The following is a 13,386-nucleotide window of genomic DNA, read 5'->3' on the forward strand; positions in this document are numbered from 1 at the left end:
TCTTAGTTGTTTGTTATCGTGGTACGCTTTCGCGAAAGCGAAATTGACAACATTATTTTTACCGTATTGAAATCGAAAGCTAAAAATAATCTGACATCAACTATGTGGACACTACCGCTCTTTGTCCAGTCTTTAAGTTCTCTCCTGCTGCGTTAAGGATACACCTATTCAAAACTGACTTATGAATGGATCTGTGCCAACGAATTGGAACTGATTTCTATGACCAGTAATGATTTGACCAGATCAACCTTTATATTTATAATTCTAAATCACAAAGTTTCATGCAGACTTTAAAAAAATGGTTCGTACGGTTGTTAAAATTTATTGTAGCCGCATACGTGGTAATCTGCGCCCTACTATACTTTTTCCAAGAAAAACTGATTTTCTTACCACAACATTTGGATAAGGATTATTCCTTCGAATTTTCTGGTAAGTATGAAGAAATGATTTTTGACACCAGTGATGGTAAAGAGTTGCATGGCGTTCTGTTTTCTGTGAAAGAGCCTTTAGGTCTCATTTTCATTTTACATGGAAATGCGGGTTCCATTGCCGGTTGGGGCAAGAGTGCCGAAGTTTATACTACGGCAAATTACGATGTATTTGTGCTGGATTACCGCGGCTATGGAAAAAGTGAAGGCAAAATCACCGGAACCGAACAATTATTCAATGACAACCAACTCGTGTACGATGAGCTCAAAAATAAATATGGTGAAGAACATATCATAGTATTGGGGTATTCGTTGGGCACCGGACTTGCAGCTCAACTCGCTTCTAACAACGATCCAGGATTATTAGTTTTACAAGCTCCTTACTACAACATGACGGCAATGATGAAAGAAAGATTTCCTTTTGTCCCCACCTTCCTTTTAAAGTACAAATTGGCTACCAATGAATATTTAAAAGAATGCGATATACCTGTTGTCATTTTTCATGGAAAGGAAGACCAGGTGATTGACCATAGCATGTCCCAAGCCTTAAAAAATGAATTTAAGGACAAAGTTGAGCTAATATTACTTGAAGGGCAAGGCCATAATGGAATGACCGATAATTTCACCTATTTAATCGAATTGGGCAAAATTTTGCAATCATATAGATGAGTCGACACCCTCATTTGATAGAAAAATTTCAATAATTCTTCCATTAAAATGCCCTGTATCAAATAAATCTTAGAGCTATTTTTATTTTTCTGCAAAAATCCAATTGATTTGGTGTAAAAAAAGTTTGCATTTGTGGTTGAGAAGTTTACTTTTGAGTATGGTTTGTTATCAACAGCAATATTCAATCCCTTTAAATGAAGCTGGCGTGTTCTGCGCTTTTGCATTTATTGATGGCGTGATAACAAATTTTTTTAACGGTATTATTAGCCGTACCCGTAAGGGTTACTAGCATTCTACCTCCGCCAGTGGTATATACCACATCCCTTCATCACTAACTAACCTAAACTGAAACTTCATGAAAGTTCTCAAATTCGGTGGTACTTCTGTAGGAAGCGCCACTAACATCCGTCAAGTCATTGACATAGTCTCCCAAGCAAGCTCCAAAGAAAAAGTAATTGTTGTGATGTCTGCTGTGGGCGGAGTAACCGATCAATTATTATATACCGGACAGCTTGCACAGGCAGCAGACCCTTCATATCGCATGCCTCTTGAGAAAATTCGGCAATTGCACTTTGAACTATGGAAAGAATTGGTTCCTGATGCTTCAGATCAATTGACCAATGAACTTCATCAAAGGCTAGATGCATTACAGGGACTGTTGGATGGTATTTATCTGATCAATGAATTATCTCCCAAAACCATGGACAAGCTTTTAGGTTTTGGCGAGTTGCTTTCTTCATATATCATCTCCCAGGCCTGTATTCAAACCGGTCTACAAACAACACTGAAAAACAGTCAGGAACTTATTGTAACGGATGACCAATTTACCAAAGCACAGGTAGATATCGCCAGTACCTATTTGAACATCAACCGTTACTTTTCAGCTGAAAATTCACCGGTACATGTGTTACCTGGATTCGTGGCACGTTCCTCAACCGGTGTCTCCACAACACTAGGCCGCGGAGGATCAGATTATACCGCTGCGATGCTGGCTGCTGCTTTGAAAGTCAACAGTTTAGAGATATGGACGGACGTAAGTGGTATGTATACGGCCAATCCAAAATTAGTCAAGCAGGCCTATCCAATACCTTCAGTCAATTATCAGGAGGCCATGGAGTTATCCCATTTTGGCGCGAAAGTCTTATACGCTCCTACCATTCAACCCGTCTTGGCCGCCAATATCCCGCTGTGGATTAAAAATACCATGAACCCAACAGCTGAAGGAACCCAGATCACACAAGCTCCTTCTTCTACCCAAGATAAAGCCACGGGAATCAGTAACATCGACAACATTGCCTTATTAACACTAGAAGGAAGTGGTATGGTAGGCATACCTGGATTTTCTAAACGTTTATTCGAGGAATTGGCCAATGCGCGCATCAATGTAGTGTTGATTACCCAGGCGTCTTCAGAACACTCCATCTGTCTCGCTATTGATGAGGAGGAGGTCCAACGTGCTGAACGCTTAATCAATCAAGCATTCACCTATGAAATTACCCAAGAGAAACTGCGCCCGGTAACGGTAGAAAAGGACCTGGCGATCATTGCCCTGGTCGGACGTAACATGAAGCAGCTGCAAGGCATCAGTGGGAAAATGTTTGGCGCATTAGGACGTAACAATATTAATATCAGAGCCATCGCCCAAGGCGCTTCTGAGATGAATATCAGCGCAGTGATCCAGTCCAAAGACGTCAAGAAAGCACTCAACACTTTACATGAGCGTTTCTTTGAAGGCAACCACAAGCAAATTAATCTCTTTATTGCGGGTGTTGGTAACGTAGGCGAAAAATTACTGGAACAAATCCGCCAGCAACGCAGCTTCCTCAAAAAGAACCATAAGCTCAATTTGCGGGTGGTCGGGATCTCCAATTCGCGAACTATGTTTTTTGATCAGGAGAGTATACCTCTGGAGAATTGGAAGGAGCTATTGTCCACTGGTGAAAAAGCCCAATTGGAAGAATTTAGGAAAAAGGCTGTGGCATTGAACCTGCGCAACAGCGTTTTTGTAGATGTAACTGCCAGTGAGTTGGTAGCTCAGGAATACGAGCATTACCTCAAACAAAGCATCAGTGTTGTGGCCTGTAATAAAATTGCCTGTAGTTCAGATATAGAGCATTATAAAAAGCTCAAACAATATGCATTGACTTATAATGCAGCCTTTTTTTATGAAACTAATGTAGGAGCAGGTTTACCTGTGATCGATACGTTGCGAAATCTCGTAGCTTCTGGTGATCAAATTCAGTCTATTAAAGCAGTGCTGTCTGGGAGTTTAAACTTTGTCTTCAATAATTTTGATGATCAGAGCAATTTTCACGATGTCGTTAAAGAAGCTCAAGTACAAGGTTTTACTGAACCTGATCCAAGAATCGATTTAAGCGGAGTAGATGTGGCCAGAAAGATTTTAATTCTGGCTCGAGAAGCTGGGATGGAACTCAGCCTTAAAGATATTGAAAATCAGGCTTTCCTGTTGCCCGCCCATCTCGAGGCAGATCAGGTAGCCGACTTTTACAAGTTACTGATACAGGATGAAGCCCATTTCCAATCGTTGTACGCTTCCGCGAAAGCGAAACAATGCCAACTCAAATATGTGGCATCCTTGGAAGGTTCAACAGCAAGCGTGGGATTACAGGAAATACCAGCTGGACATCCATTTTACAATTTAAAAGGGAGCGACAATATCGTCATGTTCTATACCAAACGCTACCCAGAACAGCCCATGATTATCAAAGGGGCTGGGGCTGGTGCTGATGTAACGGCTTCTGGACTTTTTGCAGATATCATTAGAATCGGAAATAGCTGATTATGAAAAGACAAGAAATTCACGTCTTAGCGCCGGCTACTGTAGCCAATGTTTGTTGTGGTTTTGACATGCTGGGCTTTTGCCTCAATGGTATAGGCGATATCATGCACCTGAAACGTGTGGATCAACCAGGTATAAGAATTACGTCAATCAATGGCTTTGATTTACCACTTGAGGTGAGAAAGAATGTTGCCGGAATGGCGGCACTGGCCATGTACGATGCTCTTCAACCTCAAGGTGGCTTTGAAATCAGCCTGGATAAAAAAATAAAACCAGGAAGCGGGATCGGCAGTAGTGCAGCTAGCGCTGCTGGTGCGGTGTATGGAATCAACAAACTTTTAGGAGAGCCTTGTTCTAAAGAGGAGCTTACTGGTTTTGCGATTAAAGGGGAAGCAGTGGCCAGTCAATGCGAGCACGCAGACAACCTCGCTCCTGCCCTATTTGGTGGAATGACTTTGGTAAAATCTATTTCGCCTGTCCAAGTGTTGAAAATTCCAATTCCTGAAGAATTAGTGGCTTGTGTACTTCACCCACACATCACGATAAACACCGCCGAAGCCCGTGCTCTGCTTCCTGCACAGGTTTCCCTGGAAAATACAATCACCCAATCTGGTCATTTGGCCAGCCTGATTCACGGTATGCATACCAACAATTATGATTTGATCAGTGATTCCCTGACCGATGTGATCGTAGAACCGCACAGATCCAAATTGATACCGAACTTTTCCGAGATCAAAAGCCAAGCATTAAAAGCTGGTGCATTGGGTTGCGGTATCTCAGGCTCGGGCCCAAGTATATTTGCGCTTTGTCGAGGTATGGAAATCGCTCAACTAGTTTCAAAATCTATGGCGGCCGCGCTGGTCAACGCTTCCTTTACTTTTGACCTCTATACTGCACCCATTAATTTACAAGGTTGTCAACCCATAAACCAAACCAAATGAAGTATTATTCCCTGAACCGCAAAGCACCTGTAACCGATTTTAAGTCGGCTGTTATACAAGGTATCGCACCTGACCGAGGGCTCTATTTCCCTAGCCAGATTGAACCGCTGTCCAACAACTTTTGGAACAACATAGGTGATCTGTCTAGAGAAGAAGCTGCTTTCCATTGTATTCAACCTTTCATCGGGAATCAAATTCCGGAAGATAAGTTAATGGAGATCATCAAAGAAACCGTTGATTTTGAATTTCCAGTAATACCAATCAATGAAAAGGTATCGAGTCTCGAACTTTTTCACGGACCTACGCTGGCATTTAAGGACGTGGGTGCGCGATTTATGGCCAGAAGCTTGGGCTATTTTAATCAAGATAGCGATGTAAATACAACCATACTGGTAGCTACCTCTGGTGATACTGGAGGTGCAGTAGCCAATGGATTTTTGGGAGTTTTGGGCGTTGATGTGGTCATACTCTATCCCAAAGGCAAGGTAAGTCCGGTACAGGAAAGTCAATTGACCACTTTGGGACAAAACATCACGGCTTTGGAAGTGGATGGAGTTTTTGATGATTGCCAAGACATGGTAAAATCAGCATTTTTAGACCCTGATGTCATCCAAAAACGAAGACTTACCAGCGCTAATTCCATCAACGTTGCCCGGTGGTTACCTCAGATGTTTTATTATGTTTTTGCATATCAGCAACTCAAGGATCAGTATGCATCCCTCTCATTTAGTGTTCCTAGTGGTAATTTTGGAAATATTTGTGCAGGAATGATGGCTCACAGACTGGGTATGCCGGTAACTCATTTTATTGCTGCCAACAATAGCAATGATGTGGTTGCCCGCTATTTACAACATGGTGAGTATATCGATAGGCCTACCATCGCTACCATTAGCAATGCTATGGATGTTTCCAAACCCAGTAACTTCGTACGTATTCAAGAATTATACGATCGGGATTTGGCATCGCTCAAGCATAAATTATATGCTTATGCTTTTAGCGACCAGGATACCAAGAAAGCAATAAAAGATCTCGAAAATCAATATCAATATATCGCAGATCCCCATGGTGCAGTGGGCTACCTTGCAGCGATAGAGCACCTACAGAGTCATCCCGATCAACATTGTGTTTTCCTGGAGACCGCACATCCATGCAAATTCTCTGATGTGATGGAGGAAGTCTTAGGACGACCCGTTCCGATTCCTGTCAAGGTTGCATATTTAATGCAAAGGAAACAAGAGAAAATTGAAATAAGCAGTTACAAGGAGTTAAAAGATTTTTTACTGGCATAAAAAAGAGAGGATTTCTCCTCTCTTTTCCAGCGATCTCCACCGCTTAACTTTAATAAACAATTCGTTGTAAAACCATTTGCTTATTTACTTAAACCGAGACAAAAGTAATATGCACACCTCATTGAGACTAAAAATAAATAACTTTTAACCGTGTATTTTTTACGATTAACAGTAAATATCTGTAACTAAAACGATTATCAGCGAAAAATAAGTGCCGTTCATCGATGATTCAAAGATTATTAATTCCTGCTTATGGTAAAACGGCTAATGTTATGATGCCCGGCCAGGTAACCGTTGGATTGATCTATCATTTTTACCGTATAAAATCCTTCGTCTGAAAGTTGACTCCAATTGGCGCCTTGATCACCGCTCCACCATATGCCATTAGTTCCAACAGCCATTAATTCTTTTCCTTTGGTACCAGGAACAAAAATGATATCACTGCAATAACCAGGATCATTTCCATTAGCCATTAATTTCCAATTTCGGCCGCCGTCATAAGTAATGGCTTTGTTATAGGTATTCATCTTTTTGTCTTCCCAGTTGCCACCGATCATCACACCCAACTCTTGATCGTAGAAATCAATGGCAAATATTCCTGCCATTTCAGAACCAGCTATCATCGGTGTAGCATATTCTTCCCAAGTGGAACCTCGGTCCTTGCTGTGCAGAATACGTGCTGCGGCACCGCCTGTTGCCAACCATACGTGGTCTCCTTGAACAGCAATATTAGAATTGCTGGCGGCAAATGCAGCTTCGCCAGGAATGAATTCTGGCATATACGTACACTTGCATTTAGCCCAACTCAATCCTCCATCAAATGTCTTAATCACGGACAGACAATCTTCAGTAGGATCTCCAAAGGCAATGCCTTCCTGATCATCCCAAAAACGCATACTATCATAAAAAACCCTTTCTTCATATTCTGTATAAACCAATTCTACTTCATCATTGGCATGCGCAATCTTATATATTAAGGCAGGGTTGCCCGCCGTAAGGATATAAGTGAATTGGTCTGTTACAGCAATTGACCTGAACTCCAATTCCTTATGATCCTCCAGTTGTATTTTCGATTTTTCAAGGGTGCCGGTTTTAGCATCAATCTTACCGTACGTGCCTGTATTTCCAGCAAACCAATAATTGTCGCCCCCATAGTCCAAGGCTCTAACGCTGATCGAATCATTCATGACAGAACTCAATGATATGCTGGGAATCGCATTTAATGTAGTAGGCGTAGCTGGCAAAGATTCTCGCTTCTCCTGATTACAGGACGCCAGAATTAGTAAGCTTAAGAGCAAGTAAAATTTATTCATGACGTAAAAATACTGTTTTGAGGCAATACTTGTGGGTTCAGAAAATCTAGGAAAGAGTAGAACAACAGATATGCAGCAACTGGGTATGAATTTGGGCAGATTATATCTTAAAAAGCTAGTGTACAGGTATCAAAAACTTGAGATAAGCCTTACTTTTGCAAAATGAGATTTCACCATAACTTAGTTCAGGCGACGGTAGACGCCTTGCACAATATCTTCAATGATGGCAAGTATGCCGATCAAGCCATACAAAAAATCCTAAAACGAGATAGCCGTTGGGGCTCCAGGGATCGTGGTTTCATTGCTGAGACTACATACGACATCGTCCGCTACAAAAGGTTATATGCTGCAATTGCTGGTGTGAGCGAACCATTTAATAAGCAAGATTTATGGCGATTGACCAGCGTTTGGATCGTTCTCAATGGCTACGATTTGCCTGCCTGGGAAGAGTATTACAATACTCCGGTAAGACGTATCAAGGGTAAATTGGACGAATACCAAAAGGACCGGAAACTCAGGGAATCTATACCTGACTGGTTAGATGAAATGGGGATCAAAGAATTAGGTAATCTCTGGGAGCAGGAAATTGCCGCCTTGAACAAGCAGGCTCCAGTAGTGTTGAGGGTCAACCGACTCAAAACCGACCTAGATACTTTAAAGGAAAAGATGGTCGCTGAAGAAATCGCAACCACCAAACACGAACGCTTTCCTGATGCGCTAATTCTGAATGATCGTGCCAATGTATTCCGCACGCAGCCTTTCAATGACGGCTTGTTTGAAGTTCAGGATGCTGGTTCGCAACTGATTGCCGACTTCCTCAAACCAGAACCAGGGACTCGAGTCATGGACGCTTGTGCTGGTGCAGGTGGAAAAACTTTACACCTGGCCGCCATGATGGAGAACAAAGGCCAGATCATTGCTACCGATATTTATAAAAATAAACTGCACGAGCTTAAACGTAGAGCGCGCAGGGCTGGTGCCCACAATATTGAAACCAGATTGTTAGATTCTACCAAGGTGATCAAAAAGCTGGATGGCAAGATGGATGCTTTATTGATCGATGCTCCATGTAGTGGATTAGGTGTTCTAAGGAGAAATCCGGATGCCAAATGGAAACTACAACCTGAATTTGTTGAAGAGATCAAAAAAACCCAGCAAGAGATTCTACAATCCTACAGCCGGGTATTAAAACCAGGTGGTGCCATGGTCTACGCAACTTGCTCGATATTCCAATCTGAGAATGAACACCAGGTAGAGACATTCCTAAATTCTGAATCCGGGAAGGATTTTGAGTTGGAAGACTCACAAACCCTCTATGCACACCGAGATGGTTTTGACGGTTTTTATATGGCAAGGCTCAAGAAAAAGAATGTCTAATTGCGGACACCTATATATTATGAAAAAGTTATTTTACACTTTGCTCGTTTTTAGTTTATTGGCAAATGCCCAGGCGCCTAGTGGCTATTACAACAGCGCCAACGGCTTGACTGGATATGCCTTAAAAACTGAGCTTAAAAACATCATATCCAATGGGTATAACGCCCAATCTTATAGTTCGCTGATCGGTCTCTACGATACTTCCGATAATGATGCTTACTACGACAATGGTACCCAAACAAATACCATTCTGGATATTTATTCTGAAATCCCGAATGGAAATGAGCCCTATCTCTATTTTATCGGAAGTAATTCGAATTGTGGTAATTTTAATAGTGAAGGTGATTGCTATAACAGGGAGCACATCTTTCCACAAGGATTTTTTAGCCAGAATGAACCTATGCGCAGTGATGCCCATCACGTAATTCCAACCGACGGATTTGTTAATGGTGGAAGAGGTAGTCTTCCCTTTGGAAGAGTAAATCCCAATGGCGCAAGTATTACTACCTACTCCAATGGTACCAGAAGAGGTCCGTCAATCACACCTGGATTTTCAGGAACTGTTTTTGAACCCATTGATGAATTTAAAGGCGATGTGGCACGAATGCTATTGTATTTTGCTACCAGATATGAAGACAACATTAATGATACTGGCTGGGACAATCCCTCTGCCAGTGTCAACAATCCGCGAGATGGATCAGCCGACCGTTTCTATGAGCAATGGTATATAGATCTTCTGTTGGATTGGCACGCGGCAGATCCGGTTAGCCAGCGGGAAATAGATAGAAATGATGACATTTATGTGCACCAAAACAACAGGAACCCCTACATTGACAATCCTCAATATGTCACCATGATCTGGACCGCCAGCAATACTGCTTCTGGTGAACTCTTTGCTACGCTTACGGGCACCTATATGGATACGAATGCCAACAATATGGCGGATGCTGGCGATGAGATCATTTATGAATACGCTATCAATAATATAGGCAGCACCACTCTTTATAATGTGACCAGCAATGCGCTCAATGGTACATTTAATAATGGTATGACGCCTATTCCATCGATTGCACCAGGGACTAATCTAAGTAATCCATATGGAACATTAACTTATACATTGACCGCAAGTGATGTTCCTCCTAACAATCCCAGCTGTATGATCACTAATCAATTGACGATCATGGCCAATTTCAATGCCGCTGGAACTAACGGAACCTTAAATACATTGAGCGATGATCCTAATGATTTTGCCAACGTGGATTCAAACAACGATAACCTCCCTGACGACATCACTGAAGTGGAAATTTGTCAGAACAACAACCCCAGTTTTACCACCTTGTTCATCAGTGAGTACGTTGAGGGTAGTAGTAACAATAAAGCGATCGAATTGAGTAACTGGACGGGCGCAACGGTAAATCTTGCTGGATACAGTCTGATGAGACAACCTAATGGAAGCGGAGCTTGGGATGGTGAAGTACAGTTAATAGGTAGCGTGGCAGACCAGGACGCTTTTGTCGTGGCTAGAGGCGCTGCGGGTCCAGCTATCTTGGCAGAGACCGATCAAACCGTTGGTTCAGGTCTGGCTTTAGACTTTAACGGAAACGATCCCGTAGGGTTATTTCTGAATGGGAATCTCATTGATATAGTAGGAGATTTTGATGGCGGTAGCACTGATTTTGCGGCCAATGAAACTTTGGTTCGTAAACCTAATGTTCAGGCGCCAAAGGTACCATGGGATAAGTCTGCCGATTGGGAAGTATTCTCCCAGGATGATATCACAGACTTGGGGCAACATGATGCAGTAACTTTAAGTCAGTCGGTTATAGAGTTAACCGAAATATCCATTTTCCCAAACCCTTCCAACGGATACATCAATATCGAGGATCCAGAACGGCATATCCAATCCATCGAGCTGTTTGACCTTGCTGGAAGACGTATCCAAGACTGGCAAGCCAACCAGCAGATATATATCGCCGATAGTGGCATCTACCTACTTGTACTGAACACCGATGCAGGAAGTATCAGCAAAAAGCTGGTCGTTAGATAAACTGAAAAAGGAGGTCGGTTAATAAAATCCACCTCCTTTTTTGATGTTATAAAGACATGTTGATGACCGCCCGAAACCTGGTTTTATTCTCCATCATTTTAGAAAAAGCTTCTTGAGCATTATCTAGGGAAAACTCCTCGATCATAGGAATAGCCCCAGTTCGTGCGCTGAATTTTAGGGTATCCTCACTGTCAGGCGCTACACCACTAGGCCAACCTTTAAGGCTTTTTCTGGCTTGAAGTAATTGTAGAGGTGAAACTTTAATTTCATCTCCAGCAGCTGCGATTAACAACATAGTTCCGTCGATGGCCAGTCCATCTACCACACTTGAAATCGCATCGGCATGCGGAGCGGTGGCCACAATCAAATCAGCACCACCCAATTTTTGAAGCGCTTCTACCGGATCTACATCATCTGTAGCGATAAAATGATCTGCACCTAATTCCATGGCCAGTTCTTTTTTATCCTCTGTAGTACTTAAAGCGACAGTCGTCATTCCCATTTTGTGGGCATATTGGATGGCGAGGTGTCCCAAACCACCAATACCTTGAACTGCGACAGTATCTCCAGCTCGTAAACCAGCGTTACGCATCCCATTAAATACAGTTATCCCAGCACAAAGCAAGGGTGCTGCTTCGGTACTTTTTAAGTTGTCAGGAACACGGGCTACTGCTTCATAAGGAGCGGTCATATATTCTGCATAACCACCATCATAGGAGATTCCCGATATTTTGGCATTTTCACAATTGATGAATTTGCCTCGACGGCATGGGTCGCAATCAAAACAATGACCACCATGCCAGCCTACTCCTACTCTATCTCCACTTTTAAATAAGGAAACATTGCTACCGGTTTCTTCTATAATACCTATGACTTCGTGACCAGGGGTACGTGGGAATTCGTTGCCCATAGCTCCTTGACGGACAAAATCATCACTGTGACAGATTCCGCATGCCTCCACTTTAATCAATACCTCATTAGCGGCTGGTTGAGGTTTGGGCATGTCGACCACCTGTAGGTCTCCACCTTGCTCCATAAATCTTGCTGCTTTCATATTTTTTCAGTTTTGATAAAAGATATGCAATGACTAAGGTGTGCACTGTTAGTTTTTGGTTAAGATTTCTCCATGAAATACATGTTTTTGCTCATTACCCAAGCAGATATTCGATAATATGCAAGGGTGTTTAAACATATTCCGGATTTTCGTATATATTCGCCCACCAAGATCAACCAACTAGTGAAATTTCAGATTATAATTGCCCTCAGTATCCTTCTAGGTTCCTTACTGACAAATGCTCAAGAATTCTCTTTTAAGCCCGCCGATTCTGATGCTCTGGAGGATCGTGTAGAATTGTTAAACCATACATTTAAAGACAATATAACAGGACCAAACGCTCGACAGGTAAAAAAATACTATGCCGACTTTGAAGAATCCTTTGCCTCAAAAATTCAAAAAGGTCATTTTTGGTTTGACAGTGAGGTTCAGCAGAAACTAGATCGTATACTATCTAAAGTTTATGAGGTTATACCTGAATTAAATTCAGATGACCACTTATGGTTGATTGAACATTCATTAGTCCCCAATGCAGCTTGTTACGGTAATGGGATATTTACGGTTAATGCAGGTTTGTTTTTGACCATGGAACACGATGAAGAAATAGCTTTTGTGGTTTGTCATGAACTGGCGCATTACCTCGAGCAACATTCTATCAAGCGATTTCAAAATATGGCCGCCTTACTAAAAAGTAAGGAAATGAAAGATAAAATATCTTCCGCCAAAAGAAAACGATTCGGTTCAACAAGAGCAGGTTTGGAACTAATGGATGAGATTTCCATTGACATTCTTTCACATTCTGTAGAGGCCGAATATGAGGCGGATATGGTCGGATTAGATTTGTATAAGAAGTTGGGCTATCCCTTGGAGTTTGCTGCAACAGCTTTAGACAAACTTAGAAATTATGGAGAGGCCACAAGATCAGATCAAATCGATCTCAAAAGGGTGTTTCAAACAGAAGCCTATCCATTCAAAAGCTTTTGGACTAAAAAAAACCTGACGCTTTTCAGTGCCAATGCTGACGTTGATGATTTTGCTATGAAATCAGATAGCCTTCAAACCCATCCAGATATAGAAAACAGAGTAAAAAAAATGATGAGTTTTACCCAAAATGACTCGGTCCGTAATTCAACGATGAAAACCAAAAACCCTTTGCTCATCACTTTGTTGGACATGAACTTGGAGGCAGGAAATATTGATTATGGTCTGTTTCAAACTATACAACATTATCAAAATCAACAGCTCACTGAACAAGAGTTCCGTCATCAAATACTCAAACTGCTGGTAAAAACAGCTGAATTGAAAAAAAACCACAGCTTTGGTAAGAAAGTAAGTACCTATCTTTCTTCTTCCGAGCAAAAGGCAATCAACGAAATACGTAATTTTTTACATAATCTATCCGCAAGAAACCTTGACAAGTTAATTACAGCTTATCAAGGCCAATACAATTTAAATTAAATTCTATATA

The 13,386-nt window shown here is 41.8% G+C and carries 9 protein-coding genes; 7 read left to right on the top strand and 2 right to left on the bottom strand.

The window, feature by feature from the left end:
* Positions 1-281: 281 nt before the first annotated feature.
* The 4 genes from EGM47_RS09135 to thrC all read left to right on the top strand — a co-directional run bounded on the left by EGM47_RS09135 (position 282) and on the right by thrC (position 6,127).
* On the top strand, positions 282-1,097 hold the full coding sequence (locus EGM47_RS09135) for an alpha/beta hydrolase (protein WP_124980503.1): 816 nt from the start codon (positions 282-284) through the stop codon (positions 1,095-1,097).
* Between the two features lie 355 nt (positions 1,098-1,452).
* Complete coding sequence (gene thrA, locus EGM47_RS09140; protein WP_124980504.1) at positions 1,453-3,897, top strand: bifunctional aspartate kinase/homoserine dehydrogenase I; 2,445 nt, start codon at positions 1,453-1,455, stop codon at positions 3,895-3,897.
* Positions 3,898-3,899: 2 nt separating this feature from the next.
* Positions 3,900-4,838, top strand: coding sequence for a homoserine kinase (locus EGM47_RS09145; RefSeq protein WP_124980505.1), 939 nt, complete (start codon positions 3,900-3,902; stop codon positions 4,836-4,838).
* Positions 4,835-6,127, top strand: a complete 1,293-nt coding sequence (gene thrC / locus EGM47_RS09150) for a threonine synthase (RefSeq protein WP_124980506.1) — start codon at positions 4,835-4,837, stop codon at positions 6,125-6,127. The genes EGM47_RS09145 and thrC overlap by 4 nt, the downstream gene beginning before the upstream one ends.
* A 239-nt stretch (positions 6,128-6,366) precedes the next feature.
* Here the strand turns inward: thrC and EGM47_RS09155 are convergent, their stop codons facing one another.
* Positions 6,367-7,440, bottom strand: a complete 1,074-nt coding sequence (locus EGM47_RS09155) for a sialidase family protein (RefSeq protein WP_124980507.1) — start codon at positions 7,438-7,440, stop codon at positions 6,367-6,369.
* Positions 7,441-7,602: 162 nt separating this feature from the next.
* Here EGM47_RS09155 and EGM47_RS09160 point away from each other — a divergent pair, with 162 nt between their 5' ends.
* Positions 7,603-8,817 (top strand): RsmB/NOP family class I SAM-dependent RNA methyltransferase, encoded by a 1,215-nt coding sequence (locus EGM47_RS09160; RefSeq protein ID WP_124980508.1) that lies wholly within the window; start codon positions 7,603-7,605, stop codon positions 8,815-8,817.
* A gap of 19 nt (positions 8,818-8,836) precedes the next feature.
* On the top strand, positions 8,837-10,864 hold the full coding sequence (locus EGM47_RS09165; protein ID WP_124980509.1) for an endonuclease: 2,028 nt from the start codon (positions 8,837-8,839) through the stop codon (positions 10,862-10,864).
* A gap of 46 nt (positions 10,865-10,910) precedes the next feature.
* Here EGM47_RS09165 and EGM47_RS09170 read toward each other — a convergent pair whose 3' ends face one another.
* Complete coding sequence (locus EGM47_RS09170) at positions 10,911-11,918, bottom strand: alcohol dehydrogenase (RefSeq protein ID WP_124980510.1); 1,008 nt, start codon at positions 11,916-11,918, stop codon at positions 10,911-10,913.
* Positions 11,919-12,101: 183 nt separating this feature from the next.
* On the opposite strand from EGM47_RS09170, the gene EGM47_RS09175 reads away from it, so the two are divergent.
* A complete protein-coding gene (locus EGM47_RS09175) occupies positions 12,102-13,376 on the top strand; it encodes a M48 family metalloprotease (protein WP_164510852.1) in 1,275 nt (424 codons plus the stop codon).
* The last annotated feature ends 10 nt before the right edge of the window (positions 13,377-13,386 follow it).

The sequence above is a fragment of the Nonlabens xiamenensis genome, from assembly GCF_003865345.1.
GTDB lineage: Bacteria > Bacteroidota > Bacteroidia > Flavobacteriales > Flavobacteriaceae > Nonlabens > Nonlabens xiamenensis.